The 23,486-nt window shown below is 42.9% G+C and carries 18 protein-coding genes; 6 read left to right on the top strand and 12 right to left on the bottom strand.

What is annotated here, in order from left to right; all coding sequences use genetic code 11:
• Window positions 1-10: 10 nt before the first annotated feature.
• Window positions 11-988, bottom strand: coding sequence for a hydroxymethylpyrimidine/phosphomethylpyrimidine kinase (locus tag J5A55_RS00415; protein WP_018911468.1), 978 nt, complete (start codon window positions 986-988; stop codon window positions 11-13).
• Between the two features lie 275 nt (window positions 989-1,263).
• On the opposite strand from J5A55_RS00415, the gene J5A55_RS00410 reads away from it, so the two are divergent.
• Window positions 1,264-3,729, top strand: a complete 2,466-nt coding sequence (locus J5A55_RS00410; RefSeq protein WP_004384514.1) for a TonB-dependent receptor — start codon at window positions 1,264-1,266, stop codon at window positions 3,727-3,729.
• Window positions 3,730-4,236: 507 nt separating this feature from the next.
• On the opposite strand, the gene J5A55_RS00405 is transcribed toward J5A55_RS00410, so the two are convergent.
• The 10 genes from J5A55_RS00405 to J5A55_RS00360 form a co-directional block, all read right to left on the bottom strand.
• Window positions 4,237-5,454, bottom strand: coding sequence for a clostripain-related cysteine peptidase (locus tag J5A55_RS00405; protein ID WP_004384513.1), 1,218 nt, complete (start codon window positions 5,452-5,454; stop codon window positions 4,237-4,239).
• Between the two features lie 160 nt (window positions 5,455-5,614).
• Window positions 5,615-6,913: a tyrosine--tRNA ligase gene (tyrS, locus tag J5A55_RS00400; RefSeq protein WP_004384512.1), complete on the bottom strand. Its 1,299-nt coding sequence runs from the start codon at window positions 6,911-6,913 to the stop codon at window positions 5,615-5,617.
• 142 nt (window positions 6,914-7,055) lie between these two features.
• A complete protein-coding gene (gene yidD, locus J5A55_RS00395) occupies window positions 7,056-7,295 on the bottom strand; it encodes a membrane protein insertion efficiency factor YidD (protein ID WP_202898872.1) in 240 nt (79 codons plus the stop codon).
• 56 nt (window positions 7,296-7,351) lie between these two features.
• A complete protein-coding gene (gene rnpA, locus J5A55_RS00390) occupies window positions 7,352-7,786 on the bottom strand; it encodes a ribonuclease P protein component (RefSeq protein ID WP_004384510.1) in 435 nt (144 codons plus the stop codon).
• 60 nt (window positions 7,787-7,846) lie between these two features.
• Window positions 7,847-8,602, bottom strand: a complete 756-nt coding sequence (locus J5A55_RS00385) for a uroporphyrinogen-III synthase (RefSeq protein ID WP_004384509.1) — start codon at window positions 8,600-8,602, stop codon at window positions 7,847-7,849.
• 6 nt (window positions 8,603-8,608) lie between these two features.
• A complete protein-coding gene (locus tag J5A55_RS00380; protein WP_004384508.1) occupies window positions 8,609-9,541 on the bottom strand; it encodes a DUF4271 domain-containing protein in 933 nt (310 codons plus the stop codon).
• A gap of 8 nt (window positions 9,542-9,549) precedes the next feature.
• Window positions 9,550-10,842 carry a methionine adenosyltransferase gene (gene metK / locus J5A55_RS00375; RefSeq protein WP_004384507.1) on the bottom strand — a complete coding sequence of 431 codons (1,293 nt, stop codon included), beginning with the start codon at window positions 10,840-10,842 and terminating at the stop codon, window positions 9,550-9,552.
• A 422-nt stretch (window positions 10,843-11,264) separates the two neighbouring features.
• Window positions 11,265-13,271, bottom strand: coding sequence for a DUF262 domain-containing protein (locus J5A55_RS00370; protein ID WP_004384505.1), 2,007 nt, complete (start codon window positions 13,269-13,271; stop codon window positions 11,265-11,267).
• A 3-nt stretch (window positions 13,272-13,274) separates the two neighbouring features.
• Window positions 13,275-14,777, bottom strand: coding sequence for a DUF262 domain-containing protein (locus J5A55_RS00365; RefSeq protein WP_004384504.1), 1,503 nt, complete (start codon window positions 14,775-14,777; stop codon window positions 13,275-13,277).
• A gap of 544 nt (window positions 14,778-15,321) precedes the next feature.
• Complete coding sequence (locus J5A55_RS00360; protein WP_004384502.1) at window positions 15,322-18,138, bottom strand: M16 family metallopeptidase; 2,817 nt, start codon at window positions 18,136-18,138, stop codon at window positions 15,322-15,324.
• Between the two features lie 301 nt (window positions 18,139-18,439).
• Between J5A55_RS00360 and J5A55_RS00355 the strand changes: the two genes are divergently transcribed.
• On the top strand, window positions 18,440-19,579 hold the full coding sequence (locus tag J5A55_RS00355) for an AAA family ATPase (RefSeq protein WP_004384501.1): 1,140 nt from the start codon (window positions 18,440-18,442) through the stop codon (window positions 19,577-19,579).
• A 3-nt stretch (window positions 19,580-19,582) separates the two neighbouring features.
• Here J5A55_RS00355 and J5A55_RS00350 read toward each other — a convergent pair whose 3' ends face one another.
• The gene (locus tag J5A55_RS00350) at window positions 19,583-20,527 is read right to left on the bottom strand and encodes a site-specific tyrosine recombinase (RefSeq protein ID WP_004384500.1); all 945 of its coding nucleotides are present in this window, start codon (window positions 20,525-20,527) and stop codon (window positions 19,583-19,585) included.
• Between the two features lie 77 nt (window positions 20,528-20,604).
• Between J5A55_RS00350 and aroQ the strand changes: the two genes are divergently transcribed.
• From aroQ to J5A55_RS00330, 4 genes are all read left to right on the top strand, one after another.
• On the top strand, window positions 20,605-21,021 hold the full coding sequence (gene aroQ, locus J5A55_RS00345; RefSeq protein ID WP_004384499.1) for a type II 3-dehydroquinate dehydratase: 417 nt from the start codon (window positions 20,605-20,607) through the stop codon (window positions 21,019-21,021).
• A gap of 34 nt (window positions 21,022-21,055) precedes the next feature.
• Window positions 21,056-21,727, top strand: coding sequence for an O-methyltransferase (locus J5A55_RS00340; RefSeq protein ID WP_004384498.1), 672 nt, complete (start codon window positions 21,056-21,058; stop codon window positions 21,725-21,727).
• Window positions 21,728-21,790: 63 nt separating this feature from the next.
• Window positions 21,791-22,126, top strand: a complete 336-nt coding sequence (rbfA, locus tag J5A55_RS00335; RefSeq protein ID WP_004384497.1) for a 30S ribosome-binding factor RbfA — start codon at window positions 21,791-21,793, stop codon at window positions 22,124-22,126.
• Window positions 22,127-22,176: 50 nt separating this feature from the next.
• Entirely contained in the window at window positions 22,177-23,409 is a 1,233-nt protein-coding gene (locus tag J5A55_RS00330) for an FtsX-like permease family protein (protein WP_004384496.1), read from the top strand.
• Window positions 23,410-23,486 lie beyond the last annotated feature (77 nt).

The following is a 23,486-nucleotide window of genomic DNA, read 5'->3' as shown; positions in this document are numbered from 1 at the left end:
TGATTTGATATTAATGTTTTCTCCATTCTGTCGGAGCCTGTCCCATCTGCTTCTTAAAGAACTTTGAGAACTGAGCTTGCGAACTAAAGCCAAAGTCATAGGCTATTTCTTGGATAGTTGATTGCGTTGTACGCAACTGACAGGACAATGCCTCTGCCAGCGTGTGATCGATGATACTCTTCGGCGACTTGCCTGATATGCGATGAGCCACTTGTGAGAGATAACGTGGCGAAACGTTCAGACAGTCTGCATAAAAGGCTACATCACGGTTTGTTCGATAGTGCTTCTGTACTGCTTCTAAGAACTCGTTGTACAGCTGACTACTGCGCCCACTTAGGTCGCTCTTGCGTGCAACGAGTGTTCGGATGTATTCCTTTGCATGCTTTATAGCATCTTCCATCGTTTCATCTTGGCTTAGATAAACCGCAAGAGCTGATGAGAAACTATTTGAAAGACCATGCTGTAACACTTCATCCAGCACTAATGAGCGTACACCTTGCTTATTAGCACTTAGCGAAGCTGTCGTTTCAGAATCCTGTAATGAGGTACAATTAAAAATGCGTTCGGCATCACTTTCCCGCAGAATAACCATAGAACAAAGGGGCAATAAGCGATGGCGAATCTGCATAATAACGTCATCTGTCATCAGTCGGTCACCATTGCTTGCCGTCACAATGGGGTCATAAATAATGTGATGAGGTCTATATTTCGATAGAGCTTCTACAATAACAGCAAGCGTCTCGGTCGTTCTTATCATTCCAATCTTTACCGTATCGGGCTGCATATCGTTGATAATTGCTTCAATCTGACCCTTTACGATGTCAGCAGGAAGATCATAGAAAGCCTGAATGCCCACGGTATTCTGCACCGTAATTGACGTGACAGCAGACACGGCATAACCACCCAATGCGGCTATTGTTCTGATGTCTGCTTGTACACCAGAGCCTCCCGTACTATCCGAACCCGTTATTGTGAGTATTGCTTTCAATGGTCCACTAATTATATTCTGACTACAAAGTAAAGAGAAAATATCCGTTCCTGCAAGACATGTTCCTATATTGACAAGAAAAACTAAAGTTATGACCTCTTCTGTTACTAACACCTATTACTATTGTAACGCAACATTGCATGAATGGGAAGCAATATAACAACTATTAAAGAGGTAATGGTTATCAGCAACAAAGCATAATACCTATAAGTAGGTATTGTGGCATTAACTAAAAGCAACTAAATTTGCGCTTAGTTTACAAACTAAATACAATAATGAATAAAATCTTGATGTTTTTGGTTGCTTTGATGTGCTCGCTCGCATCTATGGCACAAGGAACCGATGCAATGTTATTCGGTGACGTAAAAGCAAAAGAGGGTGGACAACACCTTCCACATGCAACAATTAAAGTGAAAGGTACAAACCTTAAGACCCAATGTGATGGTACAGGGCACTTCAAGCTAAGTAACCTACCGCTCGGGAAACAAACTATCATCGCCACACTGGATGGTTATCAACCACAGGAAAAAGAGGTGGAAATGATGGCAAATAAGGGTGTTGGAGTTTATTTCGAGCTTGAGAAAGATCCATTGGAACTTAGTCAAGTGGTGGTAACAGGTACTCGCACGAGTCATTTTATCAAGGATGTGCCTATCAGAACAGAGGTGCTTACATCGCAGGCTCTCACGAAAAAGAACGCTCAAAACCTCTATGAAGCTCTGGAAGGTGTACCGGGAATACGCGTAGAACAGCAGTGTCAGTTCTGTAACTTCTCTGAAGTACGCATGCAGGGACTGGGTGCAGAGCACACGCAAGTGCTGATTGACGGCGAACCAGTGTACTCTGGACTTGCTGGAGTGTATGGACTTCAGCAGATGGGAACGAATGATATTGACCGACTTGAGGTTGTGAAGGGTGCAGGCTCTGCCCTCTATGGAAGTAGTGCAGTAGCTGGTGCCATCAACATCATCTCTAAGGAGCCAACGTTCGAACCAACTGTTAATGGTGACGTGCAGTTCGGCAATTATGGTTACAAGGGGTATAAAGGCTCTGGTTCTATGCGTTACAACAACATTGGTATCAGCGTCTTTGCACAGAGAGCGGAGATGGATGCTATCGACGAGACGCAAGACGGACTTACTCGTAAGGAGGTGAAGCATAAGGATGGAGTTTCTGATCGCGTAAACGAAACGATGAATAACCTTGGTTTCAACCTCTACTTCTATCAGCCATTCACAAAGAATGATAAACTCATATTGCGTGGTAAGGCCATAGACGAGCATCGATTCGGTGGAGTTATGACCAATAATCAATACTTAAACCCCTATACTGACCAGACAGAGGACATCCGCACGAATCGACTCTCTGCCGACATGACTTACAATCTGCCCATTGGTGCACACTCAGAGTTAAACCTTGCGGCTGCATACGTCTATCACAAGCGTCATGCAACGAATGACACTTTCCTCCACGACTACATGGATTCGCATAAAGATCCAGCACATCCAGACCAAGACGGAGCCACTCCTCCGGTAGAGATGATGCGCCCTTACATTGCTAAGGAGCACACTGTGACACCTTCGCTCACCTTTACTTCTATTCTCAAGAACCACACCTTGCTCGCAGGTGTGCAGGCTTACTTCACTCGTCTACGTGAGACTGGACTCTATGTTATCTCTGCCGAGGACGAAAAGGCAAGTCCTTATTATGGCGTACCATACACCTCTATCGGTAAGAAGCACGCTAACGAGGTTGGTTTCTTTGTACAGGATGAATGGAACGTAACACCTAAGTTGACCGTTGTTCCTGGTATTCGCCTCGACTCTCACAGCTCTGGTGAAGAATATGCTACCAGTGTGAAGGTATCAGATAGCGCTTTCCCATCAACGAAGTTCAGCAAGACTACCATCAACCCACGCCTTGCTGTGAAGTATGAAGTCACCCCATCGCTCATCCTCCGTGCAAATATTGGAACTGGATTCCGCGCTCCTTACGGCTTCTCGGAGGATCTCCACCTATGCAGTGGTTCGCCACGTGTATGGAAATCGTCTAACTTGAAGGGCGAACGCGCCATCAGTTATAACCTTTCGGCAGACTATTATAGCAAGCGGTATCAGTTCAGTATAAACCTATTCCGCACCAACCTAAAGGATAAGATACAATTCTCTCCAGCCGATGATGAGGTTAAGAAGTTCGGATACTCCTATCAGTGGGAGAATGTAGACGACGCTTATGTACAAGGAATAGAGCTTGGTGCTAAGGCAAGTATCGCTCGTAATCTCACAGCAGGAGTCAACTGGACATTCAATCAAGGTAAGTTTAAGCACGAGCGTGCTGAGTGGTCTGACCCTAATGATGAGTCAGTAAAGGAGTTCCCACAGCGATTGAAATACGCAAAAGAGAGTCGTTACATCTCTCGTTTCCCTGGCATGACAGGCGACTTCGATATCGACTACACTCCTGGCACATGGACTTTCTCTCTCACGAGTTCGTTACAAGGCAGTATGTACATCGACTATAACTCTGAAGATGCAGGTCAGAACTCTAAGATCAAGAAGACATCTACGTTCATGCTATTCAACTGTCGCGCTTCAAAACGCTTCGGAATGTGTACCGTCTATGCAGGTGCTAAGAACATCTTTAGCTATATCCAAGACGAGAAACACACGGATGATGCCGCCTTCATGTACGCTCCAGTCTATGGTGCAACATGGTACGTCGGTCTCAGTGTAAAGCTATAACTCTCTGATCATTTATATAGTAAGAGCCGTATTGTCTGGTTGACAATACGGCTCTTTTTTGTTGCTATTACATACATGTAATATCCATCAAGACATTCCACTTTATGGGAGTAAACTAACTAATTCAAGCCTTGAGACTATGTGTTTCAGAGCCTGAGACTATGTGTTTCAGAGCCTGAGACTGTGTGTTTCAGAGCCTGAGACTGTGTGTTTCAGAGCCTGAGACTGTGTGTTTCAGAGCTTGAGACTATGTGTTTCAGAGCCTGAGACTGTGTGTTTCAGAGCCTGAGACTCTATATCTCAAAACCTGAAACAATAAGTGTCATGGTTTGAATCCAATTTGAATAGGTGCATAAAAAGACATAAGACGCATGAGAAAGGAAACAAGGGAGAAAGAATGCGGAAACGTATTAGACAAAGAGCGCGAACAGGATTCAAAAGGATTTAAATAAGAATAGCTCCCCCTCCGAACGGAGAAGGAGCATTTAATGAGTATGCCTTAAAGCATTAATGCGTTGCCCGATAATAGGGTGAAGCGGCAAAAGCACTCGTCACTTTCGTGTTCACTGAAGGGTCGGAAATGGTGATACCAGAGTAGGTGTTGATGGGATAAACTGTACCACTAGAACTGGTAACAGCCGAGAAATAGGACGGTGTATGTCGTTTGTAAGGGACAAGCAGATTGAGCTGATTGCGGAATTGAGATAGAAGGATAGGCTCGTTAACTGCCCTCTTCTCAACATAATCTCCCATATCAAAGAAGATAGAGGGATTGTATCCATCCATCTGCTGAATACTAGTGGGTGGCACCAAGACAAGATTACTTGACTGGTTGATTTGTCGCATGATATTCACCATCCCATCCGCTTGAGAACAATCAATGACACTGATTGTTCCGTATGGATCAGTGTAGGTGCTATAGAAGTTATAGAACTCGTCTACAACGTTCTGATAGTTTGGATTACTCTTAGAAAGCTCATTCCACAGCTGTTCATAAGGCATGCCATGCGCCATAATCTCCGTTGGGCAACCAATAAGATAATGCGCACTATGTCGCAACTCGTAGGCTACCTCTATCGTTGACATATAACAATCATCAAAGAGGATATACTGCATTTTGCCTATGCCCGATTGTGCAATACCTCGATCTAAGATGGAAATATCAGTCTTGTAAGTATCACCACCAAACCAACGGGTCAACGGAACAGACTCTACATCACGCCGTCTCCTGCGCAAGGTGTTCGAGAAGCTGCTGCGTGTTCCGGCATAGGACGGAAGCCAACCCATACCATGACAGCCCACTATCATTGAGTAATTGCGTGCTGGTGCGTATGATTTCACACGGGTGAGAAGACTACTTATCCAGCGAGATGTATTCAGTTGCTGATTGGGCTGCGTGTTATCAAACTTTGCCAATGTATCATCGACACACTGACCACTTTGATACTTTACATTGATCAATGCGCCCTTCTCTGGGGCTTCGGATATAAAAACAATCAATCGTTTATTGCCTAATCCGCCCTCGTTCACTATGGCTTGCTTCATGTCATGCAGGTTCGTCTTAAAGTAATCATACAAACTATAAGGGTCGCCCGACCATGGCATATAAACGATGATGGTATTCTCTACCTCATTAGTACCGCCACCATCTGGTAGAGGGTCATCAGTACAAGAAGCCAACACAAAGAGCGCTATCAGCTGTAAGAAAAAGATGAGTCTCTTCATTTTGTCATTATTAAAGCTCAAAATAGATAATCTTTATCCGTAAGGGTATGCGTTTTCAGCAACGCTGTGACCCCTTTCCTTTTATAAAGGGAAAGCCTTGCTGCATCACGGGGAATGTGATAAGGCTTTCCATAGTCGTATTGAGAATAAGTCGAATGAACTACTTTACAATAATCAAAGAGTAGTTCTTCTTACCTTTCTGAACGAGAAGATACTTACCATCAATGAGGTCTTCGGCTGTTACTGGCTGGTCGAAAGCTGCGAGCTTCTCCTTATTCAAGGATACACCACCACCTTTCACGAGCTTGCGCATTTCGCTCTTACTTGGGAAGATCTGCATGCCTTCCTGGTTGAAGACATCAACTGCTGGCTGCCCCAGAACGTCCTTTGACACCTCATAGTGTGGTACATCCTTAAAGACATCAGCGAAAGTCTGCTCATCTAACTGCAATAGATTCTCCTTCGTACTCTTACCGAATAAGATATTAGAAGCGGCGATCGCCATATCAAGATCCTCTTGCGAGTGAACCATACGGGTAACTTCTTCAGCTAAGCGACGCTGCAATGTGCGACGACCTGGGTCTTGGCGGTGCTCTTCGATAAGCCCATCAATGACATCCTTCTCTAATGATGTGAAGATCTTAATGTACTTCTCGGCATCATCATCGCTCACATTCAACCAGAACTGATAGAATGCGTATGGCGTTGTGCGGTTACGATCGAGCCAGATGTTACCACTCTCTGTTTTACCAAACTTCTTTCCGTCAGCCTTAGTAATTAGTGGACAAGTAAGGCAATAAGCCTCAGCCTCGCTACCAAGAGTACGACGAATAAGCTCGGTACCAGTGGTCATATTGCCCCATTGGTCATTACCACCAAGCTGCAACTTAACACCGAATTTCTCATATTGATATAAGAAGTCGTAACCCTGCAAGAGCTGATAAGTAAACTCCGTAAAGCTTAGTCCGTCACGAGCCTCACCATTGAGACGCTTCTGAACACTGTCTTTAGCCATCATATAGTTGACAGTGATATGCTTACCCACTACACGAGCAAAGTCCAAGAAGGTGAAGTCCTTCATCCAATCATAGTTATTCACCATCTCTGCCTTATTGGCTTCGTTGCCATCAAAGTCTAGGAACTTACTAACCTGCTTCTTGATAGCCTCTTGGTTATGATATAGTGTTTCAGCATCGAGGAGATTACGTTCCTGGCTCTTACCTGACGGATCACCAATCATGCCCGTAGCACCTCCTACGAGTAGATAAGGCTTGTGTCCACAACGCTGCAAATGGCGTAGCATCATAATACCACACAGGTGTCCAATATGCAACGAGTCAGCTGTTGGGTCTGTACCTAAGTATGCGGAAACCATCTCTTTCTGGAGTAATTCCTCTGTACCTGGCATTATTTGAGCCAGCATACCACGCCAACGGAGTTCTTCAACAAAGTTCTTCATCTATATTCTTTATTTATGAAAAGGGTAAAAGACATAGGGTGATTGGAAACCAACCAATGCTTCAAATCCCTTATCCTATATTGATATTCTATAATTATTACGTATTGGTAGCCTTGTTATTGTACCTTAGTAGTATTCTTTCTTACGGCACTGGATCATATCCGCTGCCGCCCCAAGGGTTGCACCTTAGTATTCGCCATATTGCAAGAGCAAGTCCTTTGAAGGGTCCATGCTTCATTATTGCTTGTCTGGCATACTCTGAACAGGTGGGGGTAAAGCGACAGGACGGGGGCGTGAAAGGTGAGATAAACTGGCGATAGAACAATATCGGGAGTATTAACAACCATGACAAGCCATGCGAAAGGAGGTGCAAAAACTTCATTATAGGGTTCTTGCTCTGCCTTGTTTGCTGTAACTGCTCGTCTTCTTGTCTCTTCATTAGATACGTTCTCCTATTCGATGAAGTAAGTTCTCCACCTTTTCTTCAACAGTAACAGAGCTTGTCAATTCATTAGAGAGCCAAATAAAGGCTATGAGTAATTGCTTATCAGCCATCTCCGCCATACGTGGGAAGAGCAACTGCTTATGCTTCCGATAAGCCTCACGCACCTGCCGCTTCACTCGATTACGCTTCACGGCACGTTTGAAATGCTTCTTGGGAACACTAACCAATATCTGCACATCTGCTCGAGAAGAAGCCTTCCCCATCTGCAATTCACCATCCGTTGCATCCGTCCGATCAACCAGTCGATACACAGCCTTCAATGGGAAAGATGTCATAGCATGGCTACCACCTGTACCAAAGAGCGTCTCGATGAGCTTCCTACTGCACAACCGCTCCTCTTTCTTCAGTCCTTCTCCTTGCTTTGCCATACTACTCTGTTACGTATATCGGCACCCCTCCCATTCAAGACATGAGGAAAGAGCCGTCTATTACTTACTCTTCTTTTGCTTCTCCAAGTAGTCTCTCAACGCACCAGTCATAGAGGTGTGCTGCGTAGAAGGAGCCTGCAAATCTAACTTCAAGCCCTGTGCTTCCACCTCTTTAGCCGTTGCCGGACCGAAAGCAGCAACCTTAACGTCGCCTTGCTTGAAGTCGGGTATATTCTCTTTAAGTGCCTTTACACCTGTAGGACTAAAGAAGATGAGCATGTCATAATCGAAGTTCTTCACCTCTTCGTCCGTCAATCCGTTGCTGACCGTACGATACATTACACACTCCTTATGCTTTAGTTTATTTACATCTAACAATGCCGAGATAGAGTCATTGTGTACAGAACTTTGCGGAACGAGGTACTTCTCGCCCTTATGCTTCAGCATTGTCGGAATCAAACTATCAATCTTTCCAGTGGTTCCGAAGAACACCTTACGCTTACGATACTGTACATACTTCTGGATATAGAGTGCGATTGTCTCGATAACACAGAAGTACTTCATATCTTCTGGTATGGTGATACGCATTTCCTTGGCTAGATTAAAGAAGTTATCTACGGCATGTCTTGATGTAAAGACTACTGCGGTATAATCTAACAGATTAATCTTCTGCTGACGGAACTCCTTCGCTGTGAGTCCTTCTACCTTAAAGAAAGGTCTGAAAACTAGCTCCACTCCCAAATCAGAAGCTATGTCGTAATAAGGTGACTTATCGCTTGATGGCTTTGGTTGTGAGACCAAGATCTTATTTATCATCGTGTCCTAAAAGTTTATAATCAAATAGTTATCTGTAATTACCAATATACCCCATAATACCATCATCGGCATTAGTTCTAGCGCACAAAAGTACAAAATTATTTGCAGACTGACAGCTCTTCTCTTGAAAAAGATGGCATAACCCTTATAAAGAGTAAGCATTTTAACGAATAAAACAACAATTAGTGCATAAACGAATGCTGCTTGTAACGACAAGGAGAAATATATCTGCAACAACACTAAAGGGAATAACAACACGCCCTCAAGGGATGAGAGAAAGAGCCAAGTACGCCCCCACTGTCCATTACTTTTACTATCGAAGAACACCCAGTTAACGAGTTTGTAAAGCAGATTCTTTATAAGGAAATAACCCATAAAGATGCCAAAGAAGCATCCTATCACGCTTAATTGAGACTCTGACTCGAGCCCTCCATGACCGCTTCCATGCGCAAAGAAATAATAGAGAATACTAAGGAGTAGCGACGTCTGGACTATCAAGAAAATCTGAAACCGAACCTCGTATGCAGTCTCCGTGACCACATCTTTTCTCCTCGCAACATGGAAGAAACTCTTAATCTGCTTTTCAATGAAGTTGCGAGAGACTGCGAATGCAATCATCGCCATCACAAAACAACCTAAAAGTAAGGCTGTCACCGTATTGTCATTGCTAACAGCATAGGGCGAAAGAACGCCTTGCACACCATCAGCATGCGCATACCCTCGTCCCAGCTTGAAGTATTTATTACCTTTAAAGTAACCCTCTTCTGCAAAATGAATATCCGTCAGCTGAAACGTTTTCTGCTTCTTTGGGCACAATAAACCCAGCGAGTCAGCCTCTTGACTCACCTTAGCCACAGTATCAGTCTTCGCTTTCTTCGTTGCTGCCAAAGTCGACTTCAACAGCAAAGAAGGACGAGTTATAGAATCAGTTGTCGGCATCTGTCACTTTAAAGTCCGAACGTTTTCTTGATTTCTTCTATACGATCTAGCTTCTCCCAAGTGAAGAGTTCCACCTCAATCGACTTACTTTCATGGTAGCGACTGGTGAATGTCTTCGTTACAACCTCGTTTTTTCTGCCCATGTGTCCATAGGCTGCTGTCTCCAAGTACATCGGTTGGCGGAGCTTTAATAGGCGTTCGATAGCCTTTGGACGAAGATCGAATAGGTGCTTAATCTGCTCTGCTATCTCGGCATCCGAAGCCTTTACGTGTGAACGACCATAAGTATTTACGTACACGCTAACAGGTTCTGCAACTCCAATAGCGTATGCCAACTGCACAAGCATCTCATCGCTAACACCTGCAGCAACCATGTTCTTTGCAATATAACGGGCTGCATAAGCAGCAGAACGGTCCACTTTACTAGAGTCCTTACCCGAGAATGCACCTCCACCATGGGCTCCCTTGCCACCGTAAGTATCAACGATAATCTTACGACCAGTCAATCCGGTGTCTCCATGAGGACCACCGATAACGAACTTACCAGTAGGGTTTACCAAATACTTGATACCATCGTTGAACAGAGCCAATACCTTTTCGGACTTGATTTGAGCCTTTACACGCGGCATAAGAACCTCCAATACATCCTTACGAATCTGCTCAACCATCACTTTATCAGCCTTCAACTGCGCTTCCTTGCTGTCATCAGTAAGTTGAATGAAGTCGTCGTGCTGTGTAGAAACAACTATCGTATCAATACGTTGAGGAATGTTATCATCGCTATACTCCACCGTTACCTGACTTTTAGAGTCTGGTCTAAGGTAGAGCATGTGCTTCCCTTCCTTACGAATATCGGCTAAAGTGCGCATAATTAGGTGTGCCAAATCGAGTGTAACAGGCATGTAATTGTCGGTTTCATTGCATGCGTAACCGAACATCATACCCTGATCTCCAGCCCCCTGATTGTCATCGTCACCATTATCTACACCACGATTGATATCGTCACTCTGCTCATGAATGGCGGAGAGAATACCACAACTGTTACCATCAAACTGGTATTCAGCCTTTGTGTAACCAATATTATTGATTGTCTTACGGGCGATTGCCTGCAAATCAACATATTCTTTTGAACGCACCTCACCCATGATAACAACCTGACCAGTGGTATTGAATGTCTCAATAGCACAACGAGCATGCTCATCATAAGCCAAGAATTGATCAAGCAAAGCGTCACTTATCTGATCGGCAACCTTATCTGGATGTCCCTCAGATACCGACTCTGAAGAAAATAAATATGCCATATCTTTACCTTATATATTATTACCTTATTAATTACCTATCATTACATTAGGGGCACAAAGTTACTGCAAATTGGGCGGATAACAAAATAAGGGCATGATATTTATACATTATTATAGTGGTAGAAAAGCTCTTCCCCTCCCTTACTAACGCCGAATCCTAATGCTTCCAGACTCTCAAAGCAGGGACAGATGCCCTTGTCTGCCTGCCCGCATCTGGTTGTTTTTCGGACAGACGAGGGCATCTGTCCCTACTTTGAGAGGCCTCATCCATTTGACGAAAGCACCTTTTTCATTTGAAGAGGGCGTTTCCTTGCTATGAAGAGGGCGTTTCTTCACATTGAAGAAACGCCCTCTTTGTATACAGATAGTGCCGTTCACTCCTCTCTCCAATCGGAAAGAGAATGAGGTGGGACACCTTTTCCTTATCCTAACTGGTCTTTTAAGATCGCCACCATACGCTTCTGATGCTCTAACATATCCTTATAAAACCATTCTTGCCCCGATGGACATACCCCTTCATGAGCATTATCTTTACACTTCTGCATCATTATCATGAGTTTCAAAGACGCCACACTCACTTGAGAGATCTTGCCAGAAGCATCCAAGTAATGATCTAACTTCGACTTAGGAGACCAATTCGAACCAAAAGAGTTTATATCGCTTCCTATCATCGCATAGTTTCCGAAGCAATTAATCTCATACTCCGTGATCTGCTCATTCACGTTAGCTTGTGGAAAGAAGTGCTCTAACGAACGTCGTGTTCGTGAAAAATAGAACTGTTCGAACACGGTTAGTCCAAAGTCAGAACAGCCCAGTTTCTTAAAGAACTCTCGCCTTTCCCTATCACTTTCCTTCAGTTTCTTACCAGATAGTTTATCGGCATACATACTCCATAAGAGATAATCCATATAATTGAAAACAAACAATGGTATGCCCTTTGAAGCCTCTTTGCCATTACCGTAAATACCATCAAAATCAAGGGACGTACATCTTATGTTAAGGTCAAACTGCCCATCTTTCAATACCGTACCATCGAATGCACCAGGCATAGGAGTATTGATATTGTTCAGATTCCCAGAGTTTGCATAGACATCAAAGAAGTACTTATCCGCTAAAGCCGATAGGAAATCAACATAACGATTGAGGTCTGTATCATTGAAAAGATGGTACAAACAATAGAATAGATAGTTCTTTCGCTGGCGTGGAGTAAATGATACTTCAAACATGGAAAGAAGCTGTACTAATCTTGCTTGTAAGTATCCATCAGATGAGAGATTCTTAGTGTTATACGAGCTACTCTCGCATTGGTACACCTCCAACTGCCATGGATTACTCTCTTGCGTATCGTCTTCGTAAGAGTGATGAACCACGTAATTATCCAAGAAATAACGTGCTTTTAAGAGATTAAAAGCAAACACCTTCGCAAAAGCTCGGTCTGGTTTAGCCTCATCAAAGGCATTAATTAGTTCCTTATCATCCAATATGAACTTATCCAAGTCGAAGTTTGTTCGATTCATCAAAGTTATCTTCAACACGATAAGGAGGAAGTTGGGAAAGTCAATGATAGGCTGAAACATTCCTGTACTCTTCACCTTCTTTTGTCGTCTCTCGGTTGCTTTTATGCCCTTGATAAAGTCATCCAAGCTATAAGACTCCTCACTTCCACCAACAACTGGTAAGTCTTTAAAAGACTTAATACTCGGTGAGAAGATGCGGAGAGAATCCACAAAGACATTCGCTGCTTGCACATATCTCGATTGCACATAGACATTCATTTCGCTACACGCCTGCCATATCTCAGCAAAGACATTACGCTCATCTTCATCCAAGAGTGCTATGAGTTTCGACTTGACAATCTCATGTTTCTCCAGTTGTTCTCCACGTGAATTCATTACCTCGAAATAGTGATTTAGGTTCACATCTCGTGGCACTCTATAATGGATGATATGCACTTGTGCGAGCAAATACTTAGTAAAGTTCTCCTTATTCTCTGTACCAACAATCTCATTGATAGCATTCTCTACCACCTTAAAACCACGTAGAATACCTAAGTCTGGATTATCTTTCTCTTGTATAGGAAGTTTATTAATTGTATCGTTAGAACGCTTCCTTGAACGATAAGTTAACTTACTTTTTACTTCGCAATCAAGGCTCTTTAAGATCAGATAAAGTGTCGTTAAACGCTGCTGACCATCGATTACCTCATACCGATTATCACCTCTGTCGTAAGTGACAAGTGTTCCAATAAAATAAGTTCCTTTCGACTGACAATAAGCATCCCACACGTCATTGACCAATGCAGTTATCTCTTCGTTCTCCCACGCATAATTACGTTGATAGATTGGAATCTCGTATTTCGTGTTTCCCTCTTGATTAAATAAGTCTTGTATAGAAAGCTCCTCTAAGGGAAAGTTCTGATGTGTGTTCATAATCTATTTAATGTAGTATTTGTTCTCAATAAAGTAATGCAGGAAGTTTTGATAAACAGCTTTCTGGTCTTGTTCTTCTATCCCTTCTTTACTGGCTTTAACCCTGTCTTCAGTTAATGGATGTATACAATCTGCCAGTTCACTAAGCAATGCTGAAGGTGAAGAAGACTCTGCTATCTTCTTATAAAGATTGAAAGCATTAATGCAATAACTCGTTCCCATGACGTAATTCTGTGCTGATAACCATCCTAAATTATAATACTGTGCACGTAAAGAATATGCCCATATAAAGTCCATGACGATGAACTGTTCGAAGAGATCAAGATCCGTTCTTGATGGAAGATCAGGGCAGAAACAATCAACATAGAGCAATGCTGCAAGATCAAAGAGCAGACGTGTTATCCTATTACCAACACCGTTTTTATATTTTCTTAGGTCTAATGTCTCTACAATCTGATTGCCATTAATGAAGTAGCCAACATACTTATCATTATTTTGAATGTCCTTCAAGATATTGAAATAATGGTTTGTATAATCAAAGAAAGGCTTCCCTGCAATAATAGGAGCAACTATCTGAAAGGGGCGCATATCGGTCATTCCCGATACAAAAGGCACCGCAGAGCGATTGAACATGTCGGCATAAGCGTATGCACCTTTATAATATTGAGCATACGGCAAATTGTCCTTCTTGCTAAGACCTTTGAACTTATCGATGTTGTGTTCATCTAACTCCACAGGTCGATTATCACATACCCACTCACGCAACCGATAGAGATAATCACCAAAAAGACTTGCTAATGTACTCTGACTAACATCCTCCCATCGTCTCACAATAGCCTCTGTCTCCGTCTCACTCACATTATCCATTTCACGCAAATGATAGGCTTTCAGTAGGTCATGTGGGTATAGTTTCTTACCACGGGCATTCTGTGAATCGAAGAATTGGAAGGCTTCTGAGATATCATTTGTGACAACTACTATTAGCTCGCAACGCATTTCTATAAACTCTCTAAGCTCCTTTATTACACGGTCATCATATAGTTCCTCTTCCGTACCTTTAACCTTTGTACGCAATTCAGCCATAGCATATAAACGACGTTCAAAAGCCCTGTAATTACTTGCGATATTCTCCCTTGTATAAGGATTATCGGTTAGTTTCTCTTGTAAGAAGGTGATATTCTTCACACCAAGAGCCTTTAATAGCAAAGTAAAGGTAATGACTCGCTGCTGTCCGTCAACTATATTATAGCACTGCTTACTAAAGTCATGATGCAGAATAAGCGTCCCAACACGATAAACCTCCTTGCTCTCTTGCTTTGCTTCTATGATGTCGTCCAATAATTGAATCGCATTCTTTGCCGTCCACTTATAGGGACGTTGGTAGTTAGGAATTGTCAAATTCACATCCTCATGTGCATGCTTATCAAATACTGTGGATATCCTTTTGCGTATCAGCAGGTCGCCAATACTGGTAATACCTAACTGTAAACTTATCACATTACTCATTATCTTCTTTTCTTTACAATATAATTAATTCGATTGGTTAAGTTCGTTAATTCTAATAAATAGCACCCTTACATAGTTCCGTTTAGGGACACGATCGAACGATACAACACCTGTTCTGCTAATAGTTATGACGTGTTATAATGTTCCTTTCTATAGTATCTGCAATTCGTTTAGCCTTATTGCACATTACCATCACCATGGTGATAATTAATCCTCACCACGGAGATATTATTCTCTTACCATGGTAGTAATATATTATCACCATGGTGATGTTGATATGTAACACATACAAAGATAATACAAATCCTGCTTCTTTGCAAGTCGGAACCATACTTAAAAAGATATTAGCCCTATGAAATTCTTTCTTTTTCACATATCTCAAAGTATTCTTATTGAGCTTACATTGATTCATCGTAAATGCCTTTAAGCGAGAAACTGGACATGCTTTACAACCAATACAGACACAGAAAACGGGCAAAAGGGAGGTGAGATAACTCTCGTCCTTTTGCCCGTTAGCTTATAAACGATACTTATTTCAGAGCGATTACTTCGCTGGTGTCATCACCACTTCGGCGTGGTTACCAGCTGCAACGAGGCTCTTCAAGTATGCTGCAATTTTAGCTGGTGTGAGCGACTCGACTGCTGCCTTATAGCCAGAGTGGAGGTCTACGCCAGTTGAGATATACTCGTCAATAACGTCCATCCAGTAGCTGTTGTTCTTCGCTGATAGCTCTGCTTGCTTCAACATGAAGTCCTTTACTTTCTGAACCTTATCCGCATCCATCTTCATCGTGTTATCCTTCATGCCCTCAGCCAAGAGCTTCAAGGCAAGGTCGGACTTGTTAGGATCCATTGGGCAATAGGCTTGGATGAGAGCGACCGCCTTATCGCCAAAACGCGTCAAATCGCCACCTGCGCCAACAGAATAAGCCGCACTTGCGTCCTCACGAATGTTCTTTAGGTAGACCATAGACAATACCTGTGCTGCAGCATCAGTCAATACCTTGTTCTCAACATTGTAAGCTGCAGGCGCATGCCACAACTCGAAGGCAATAGCCTTTGGCGTTTCCGACTTGCGGGTGAACTTATTAACGATGTTACCCTTTGCATATCCGGGTAATTCTCGCCAATTCTCCGACTTGCCCTTAGGCAGACATGCGATATACTTCTCGATCAGTGGGCGCAGAGAAACTTCATCGAAATTGCCCACGAAGTAGTAAACAAACTGTCCTGGATTGGCGAAACGCTCCTTCCAAATCTGTAAGATACGATCATAGTTTACGCCTTTCAAGGTGTTCAAAGATAATGGCGCAAAGCGAGCTTCATGCCCGTAAATAGTTGTTGTAACCGAGTCGGAATATACGCTCTCGGGAGAGAGATCCTTGTTCTTCAAGACTAATTCCATTTGAGACATCATCGCCTTGTAAGACGCCTCATCCTTTGCAACCTTTGTGAAGTTGAGGTAAAGTAACTGAAGCATGGTCTCTATATCCTTTGGAACACATGAGCCAGAGAGCGTCTGATAATAGTTACCAAGTCCACAAGAGATGGTTGCCTGCTTACCTGCAAGAGCTTTCTGCAACTCCTGGTTAGAGAAGTTACCAAGTCCGCTGTAAGCTATGACGTTATTAAACAACCGTAAGTTGTTGTAGTCAGCCTTGCCATATAGTCCCTTACCGCCCTTTGCGACAGCCTGGAACTGTATCTCGTTATCCTTAAAGTTCGTCTTCTTCAAGATGACACGTGCGCCATTGCTCAATGTCAACTCCTTGTATCCGAGTGTCTTGTTCTCCTTCTCGCTGACAATCTTACCAGCCTTGGGCAATGCCTTCTCATCGAGTAAAGGCTCTTGTTTCACATTGTCAACATAAGCCTTAATCTGCTCACCACGCACGTTAGCGATGGTTTGCGCCATCTGCGCCTTCGTTGGGTAAACCTTGTTAGCCTTCTCTTGTGCGAAGATCTGAATAACTAAGTTGCTATCCTTATCCGTGATGAGATCCTTTGCAAACTCATTAATGACATTGACGTTCAAAGCAGGCATCTCGACAAGTTGTTTCATAATCTGATACTCGTCTTCCTTGCTTGGGATGGGTTCGTTTGATAGGTAATGGTCGCGCAACTCATCGCCATACTGATCGTTCTTTATCTTATTGCGGTTGACATAAGCCGACTCTAATTGAGACAAGAACTCGTCCTTTGCACGCATAAATTCAGTAGCTGTGAAGCCGTGCTGGTGTACACGCTGTGCCTCTCTATACAATGCGGCAAGCGTCTCAAGATCCTTACCATCCTTCGCATTAGCCTCCATGCTGAAGGCGTCTTTCGTTCTTGAAAGCATGTAGGTACCATCGCCTGCATACGCTCCAGTAAATGGGCAGTCTGGCTTCTGGGCTAGTTCTGCCAAACGCTGGTTCAGCATCATACTGATTATACGCTTAGCATAAGAATCGATGAAATAGCTCTGATCGGTCTTTGCCTCGTCTGGGAAAGCGTCATGCTTCATATAAAGAGCCACGTCACTGAATGGCAATTCCTTGTCTTTACCAAAGATGTAAAGGGCTTGGGCATTATCAGGAACAGGCTCTGCTACAACCTGAGCGGCATTAGCAGGAACGACTACTCCATTCCAGAGTTGCTTGATCTGATTCTCGATGTGGTCTACATCAACATCGCCCACAACGATGATACACTGGTTATCTGGGCGATACCACTTCTTGTAATAATCGCGCAGTGCTTGATAAGGGAACTTATCTACAATCTCCATCAAACCGATTGGCAGACGCTTACCATACTTAGAGTTAGGATAGAACTCTGGTAACACCTTGTCAAGGATACGCATCTGGGCTGACTGACCTAATTGCCACTCTTGATGGATAACACCACGCTCCTTATCAATCTCCTTATCAGCTAATGTCAATCCATTTGACCAGTCTTTGAGGATGAGTAAGCAAGAGTCGAGAGCTGTCTGGCGTGTTGTTGGCACATCGCAAACACGATAGACAGTCTGGTCAATGCTCGTGTAAGCGTTTAAGTTACTACCAAACTCTACGCCCAAAGAACGGGTGAACTCCAGCAGAGTAGAGTCAGGGAAATGCTCAGAACCATTAAACGCCATGTGCTCCAGGAAGTGAGCCAAACCACGCTGATTCTCGTTCTCTTGAATAGAACCAACACGCTGCGCAATGTAGAAATTGGCTACATGCTCAGGCCAATCATTGTGGAGAATGTAGTAAGTCAAGCCGTTGCTAAGCTTACCCTGCCTTACATTCTTATTCACAGGAATAGGTCCCATCTGCTGTGCAGAGACCATACCAGTGATGAAAAGTAAGGCGATTAAGAATAAATGTTTGAGTTTCATCTTAAACGTTGTTTAATTATTTAATATCAGATATTACCTCGCAAAGGTACATAAAATATTGTATCTCTATTGCCTTTTATCGTTTTTTATAGTTAACGTAGGCGATAAGAGGATTCAAAAGTGTTAAAATTAAAATCGTATGCCATTTGTCTTATATTCGTTGGCTTACGTATTCTGTGGGACAGAGAATCTTTCAGCCACATAGAATAATTATGTGAATTAAATTATTCAAAACAAATAATTTGATTTGCATAATTAGTGCTTAATGCTTATCTTTGTGCTATCCTAAGACAGAGAAAATATGACAATAGACATTAATCCTTTCATTGTTAGTGGTCAAATCCCAGCTCAATACTTTTGCGATCGGCAGAAAGAAGCAAAGTTATTACACGACTATTTGTGCAATCAACAGAACGTTATATTATCTGCAGAACGCCGAATGGGAAAAACGAAGTTAGTAGACTTTGTATTTGACAAAGCTGACATTGATAACGAGTACACCACTATTTTTGTAGATATACTTGAGACAGGTACCCTTAATGAGTTTGTTTACACTTTCGGCAATACCGTCTTTCGTCGCGTAGCTTCACGTAGTGAGAAGATGATGCGACTATTCTCAATGACATTAAAATCGCTCAGTGCAAGTTTTGGTTACGACCCTATACAAGGAACCCCTACCTTTGATATCAAACTAGGGGACATCGTTCAGCCTGATTACACGCTATCGGAGATATTCGAGTTCATTAATAAATCTGATAGAAGATGTCTTATTGTTATTGATGAGTTTCAGCAAATAACCCATTATCCAGAAAAGAACTTCGAAGCAACCCTACGTACACATATACAAAAGACAAGCAATGCCAATTTCGTATTCGCAGGGAGTCAACGGCGTATAATGGACGAAATGTTCGGTTCTAAAGGACGCCCATTTTATAATAGTGCTAGGCTTATTGAGTTGAATGCAATCCCTTTAGACATATATACAGAGTTTGCACAAAGGAACTTTCATGAGGCAGAGAAAGACGTAACAACAGCTGCTATTAAAGTTGTATATGATATGATGAAAGGTGTGACACTCTATAATCAACAAATCATGAATGATGCCTTTGCCTGTACACCCAAGCATGGTATCTGCGATGAAGAAATGACAAACTTGTTAATAAACAGGCTCCTTAAACAAAATGATTACCGGTTTAGAGAGATTCTACAAATGCTTAGTGAGCAACAAAAGGCAACTCTCTTTGCTATACACGAGGATTCTCCTGCCTCAAAGATAACATCTGCTAATTTCACAAAAAAGCATCGGCTCAAATCTCCAAGTTCCACACAAGCGGCTCTCAATAAGCTTCTTGACATAGATTTGGTTACACGACAAGATGGTTGTTATAGTCTCTCTGACCCTCTGATGAATCTTTGGTTAACCCGCAGAGACAGACTTTGATGTTCATTCGGACAAAGGATCTGCTTGGTGCTCTTCATCGTATTTGATATTGCGAGGATGGTGCTCAAGTATCTCCTGACGTAAGGTTGTAGTGTCAATGTGCGTGTATATCTCCGTCGTACCGATGCTCTCATGTCCTAACATGGCTTGAATAGCACGCAAATCAGCTCCACCTTCAAGCAAAGAGGTGGCAAAAGAGTGACGAAGGGTGTGCGGAGAGATTGTCTTCTTTATGCCCGCTTCTACCGCATAACGCTTAATCATGATAAGAATCATAGTACGGGTGAGGTGATGTCCACGCCTATTGAGAAAGACATAATCCTCTTCACCTGGTTTTATATCCATTTTATTACGGTCATCAAACCAATAACTCAATTCCTCTAAAGCCCTAGGAGAGATGGGGACAAGGCGTTCCTTTGACCCTTTTCCTAATACTCTGAGATATTGCTCTTCGATGTATAGATTAGACAAAGTAAGGTGGGTAAGCTCGGAAACACGTAAGCCACACGAGAATAGCACCTCAATAATAGCACGGTTACGATGCCCTTCCCACTTAGAAAGATCTATGGCTTGTTCGAGGAGATCGACTTCTGCAGTGGAGAGGACTTCGGGTAAGTGGTTAGGTTGTTTCGGAGATTCTAATAGCTCGGTAGGATCTACCTCCAAGTAACCATCCAATACAAGGAAACGATAGAACTGGCGCACACCGCTAAGGATACGCGCTAAAGAACGAGGTCCGATACCGAGGTCGGATATTGAGGCTGCGAAGAACTCTAAGTCTTCCAGTTTTACCTTCAACACATCTATGTTCTCTGCCGCAAGATAACGTAAGAGCTTATCCAAATCACGCATATAAGCATCCAAAGTGTTGGCAGAATGCCCCTTTTCTAACTTCAGATAACGGCGATAACGACTGACAATATCATTTGAATTCTTGTCTGTTTCCATTTAAATTCTTATTTTTGCATACAGCTTATCTTATGCAAAGATAATGTAGAAAAACGATATTTAAGCAGGAAAGAGAGATGAAAGTAATTATTATCAATGGGCCGAATCTGAACTTACTCGGCGTTCGTGAACCTGGAATCTATGGCAAAGAGTCAATGGAGACGTATCTCCAACAGCTCCGTAAGGATTATCCGAACGTCGAAATTGAGTATTATCAAAGCAATATAGAAGGCGAACTAATCAATAAGTTACAGGAAGTAGGGTTCGCTTATGATGGTATTATCCTCAATGCTGGAGCTTATACGCATACAAGCATAGCCTTATTGGATTGCATTCGCTCACTACAAACTCCCGTCATCGAAGTACATATCAGCAACGTCAATGACCGTGAGGAGTTCCGTCGTCATTCAATGATAGCCCCAGCTTGTAAAGGTACTATTCAAGGATTCGGCATGAATAGCTATCGGCTGGCAATAGAAGCATTCCTCCTTTAAATATCGTGAAACAGACTTTGAACATTTGAATTTCATGATAACAAGTAACACTTCTCTCCATTTGGATGAAGAACGAGAGAAAGCATACGACAATTATCTCTCGGCGCATATTGACCCCGAAAGTGATTACCTCTATCGGCTTTATCGTGCGACAAATATCCACACTATTCATGGTCGAATGGCTAGTGGGCACCTGCAAGGACGCTTATTAAAGATGCTCGTACAAATGATTCGCCCTAAAAAAATCCTTGAGGTTGGAACATTCAGTGGCTACTCTGCTATCTGTATGGCGGAAGGATTGGAAGAAGGTGGCAAAGTGTATACGTTCGAGATAAACGACGAGATGGAGGACTTCACACGCCCATGGATAGAACAATCCCCCGTTGCTAACAAGATTGACTTTCGTATCGGAGATGCTGCAAAAGAAGCTCCTAAACTCGGAATAACGTTTGACATGGCATTTGTGGATGGTGACAAGCGTACATACGCAGAGGTGTATGAGAAACTACTACCTATTATCCGCCCTGGTGGATACATCCTTGCAGATAACACGCTATGGGACTGGCACGTCATTGATCCAGCTTATGACCACGACCACCAAACCATTGGTATTCGACAATTCAATGATCTTATCGCCAAAGATGAGCGTGTAGAGAAGGTTATTCTGCCCTTACGAGACGGACTAACACTGATTAGGAAGAAATAAGTTTGTTGATTCTTCAAACTTTCAGTATCTTTGCATGACGTAGAAATCATTATAAACAAGAATATGCAGGAAACAAGACAAAACCGTATATCACGCCTCCTTCAGAAGGAATTGGCAAGTATATTCCAGACACAGACACGCATGATGCATGGCGTATTGGTGAGTGTTACACGCGTGAAAGTAAGTCCAGACCTTAGTATCTGTACTGCTTACCTCAGTATCTTCCCATCTGAAAAGGGAGACGAACTACTAAAGAACATCAATGCTAATGAGAAGACAATCCGTTACGAATTAGGTCAGCGCGTACATAATCAACTGCGCATTATACCAGAGTTACGCTTCTTCATCGATGACTCACTCGACTATATAGAGCGCATTGACGAATTACTTAAGAAGTAAGAATCCCGCAATCACTAGCATATAACATTCTGCATACAACATTCGAAGACATGAATTTTCCCTTTTACATAGCCCGCCGTTACCTCTTCTCAAAGAAGAGTACACATGCAATAAACGTCATCAGTCTTATCTCCGTACTCGGTGTGGCTGTGGCAACAATGGCTTTAGTGGTTGTGTTAAGTGGGTTCAATGGATTCTCCGACTTAGTAGCTTCGTTCTTTACTAACTTTGATCCGCAACTGAAGATAGAAGCAACGAAAGGGAAAGCGATGCCTGCCGATGACCCTTTACTTGTAAAGGTTAAACACCTCCCTGGCGTTGAGGTCGCTACCGAATGTGTACAGGATCAAGCACTGGCTGTCTATCACGACAAACAGGCTATGGTAACAGTGAAAGGTGTGGAAGACAACTTTGATTCGCTCACACATATAAGTAATATCCTCTATGGTGACGGCGATTTCACACTGCATGTAGCCAATCTACAATATGGTGTAATTGGTATAAGACTGGCACAAGACCTTGGTACTGGGGTGACATGGCAGGATTATTTGCAGATATATGCGCCTCAAAGGGAGGGACAATATGATGCTTCTAACCCTACAAATGCCTTTGTGAAGGACTCACTAGTGTCTCCGGGAGCATTATTCCAAGTGAAGCAAAGCAAGTATGATCAAGGTTACATCATTACGTCAATAGACTTTGCTCGCCGCATATTTAACCGCCAAGGAGAGATTACATCACTAGAGTTACGCATGAAACCGGGCGTGGATATTGACAATGCGAAGGAAGAGATACAAGCAATGTTAGGCGATAAATATAAGGTACTCGACCGCTATGAGCAACAAGCTGACACGTTTAATATCATGCGTATAGAGAAGCTCTTTGCTTATGTCTTCCTCACGTTTATCCTTATGGTTGCCTGCTTTAATATTATAGGTTCGCTCTCCATGCTCATTATTGACAAGAAGAATGACGTTATCACCCTGCGCAACCTCGGTGCTACTGATGGGCAGATACGCCGCATCTTTCTCTTTGAAGGACGCATGATATCGGCTGCAGGAGCTGTAATTGGTATTGTACTCGGTCTCATCCTATGCTGGTTACAACAAACTTATGGGCTTGTTCAGCTTGGCGACCAGGCTGGCAACTTCGTTGTCAACGCCTATCCTATCAGCGTTCATCCCGAAGACATCCTCCTTATCTTCCTCACAGTTATCCTCGTTGGATGGCTTTCCGTATGGTATCCCGTGCGTTATATGAGCCGTAAACTGACGAAAGAATGAGATAGAAGAAACGATCTAATACCAGAACACAAGTTCTGCATTTCTAGCATAAAACACGAATGGTGAATCATCACACT

Origin of the sequence: Prevotella veroralis, assembly GCF_018127765.1 — a bacterium.
GTDB lineage: Bacteria > Bacteroidota > Bacteroidia > Bacteroidales > Bacteroidaceae > Prevotella > Prevotella veroralis.
The sequence above is the reverse complement of the archived record's forward strand: the minus strand, read 5'-3'. Positions and strand labels throughout refer to the sequence as shown.

What these genes read in the sequence shown, in the direction of transcription:
- J5A55_RS00410 (WP_004384514.1), top strand. Translation starts at nt 1,264, where the DNA reads ATGAATAAAATCTTGATGTTTTTGGTTGCTTTGATGTGCTCGCTCGCA.
- J5A55_RS00405 (WP_004384513.1), bottom strand. Translation starts at nt 5,454, where the DNA reads ATGAAGAGACTCATCTTTTTCTTACAGCTGATAGCGCTCTTTGTGTTG.
- tyrS (WP_004384512.1), bottom strand. Translation starts at nt 6,913, where the DNA reads ATGAAGAACTTTGTTGAAGAACTCCGTTGGCGTGGTATGCTGGCTCAA.
- yidD (WP_202898872.1), bottom strand. Translation starts at nt 7,295, where the DNA reads ATGAAGTTTTTGCACCTCCTTTCGCATGGCTTGTCATGGTTGTTAATA.
- rnpA (WP_004384510.1), bottom strand. Translation starts at nt 7,786, where the DNA reads ATGGCAAAGCAAGGAGAAGGACTGAAGAAAGAGGAGCGGTTGTGCAGT.
- J5A55_RS00385 (WP_004384509.1), bottom strand. Translation starts at nt 8,602, where the DNA reads ATGATAAATAAGATCTTGGTCTCACAACCAAAGCCATCAAGCGATAAG.
- J5A55_RS00380 (WP_004384508.1), bottom strand. Translation starts at nt 9,541, where the DNA reads ATGCCGACAACTGATTCTATAACTCGTCCTTCTTTGCTGTTGAAGTCG.
- metK (WP_004384507.1), bottom strand. Translation starts at nt 10,842, where the DNA reads ATGGCATATTTATTTTCTTCAGAGTCGGTATCTGAGGGACATCCAGAT.
- J5A55_RS00370 (WP_004384505.1), bottom strand. Translation starts at nt 13,271, where the DNA reads ATGAACACACATCAGAACTTTCCCTTAGAGGAGCTTTCTATACAAGAC.
- J5A55_RS00365 (WP_004384504.1), bottom strand. Translation starts at nt 14,777, where the DNA reads ATGAGTAATGTGATAAGTTTACAGTTAGGTATTACCAGTATTGGCGAC.
- J5A55_RS00360 (WP_004384502.1), bottom strand. Translation starts at nt 18,138, where the DNA reads ATGAAACTCAAACATTTATTCTTAATCGCCTTACTTTTCATCACTGGT.
- J5A55_RS00355 (WP_004384501.1), top strand. Translation starts at nt 18,440, where the DNA reads ATGACAATAGACATTAATCCTTTCATTGTTAGTGGTCAAATCCCAGCT.
- J5A55_RS00350 (WP_004384500.1), bottom strand. Translation starts at nt 20,527, where the DNA reads ATGGAAACAGACAAGAATTCAAATGATATTGTCAGTCGTTATCGCCGT.
- aroQ (WP_004384499.1), top strand. Translation starts at nt 20,605, where the DNA reads ATGAAAGTAATTATTATCAATGGGCCGAATCTGAACTTACTCGGCGTT.
- J5A55_RS00340 (WP_004384498.1), top strand. Translation starts at nt 21,056, where the DNA reads ATGATAACAAGTAACACTTCTCTCCATTTGGATGAAGAACGAGAGAAA.
- rbfA (WP_004384497.1), top strand. Translation starts at nt 21,791, where the DNA reads ATGCAGGAAACAAGACAAAACCGTATATCACGCCTCCTTCAGAAGGAA.
- J5A55_RS00330 (WP_004384496.1), top strand. Translation starts at nt 22,177, where the DNA reads ATGAATTTTCCCTTTTACATAGCCCGCCGTTACCTCTTCTCAAAGAAG.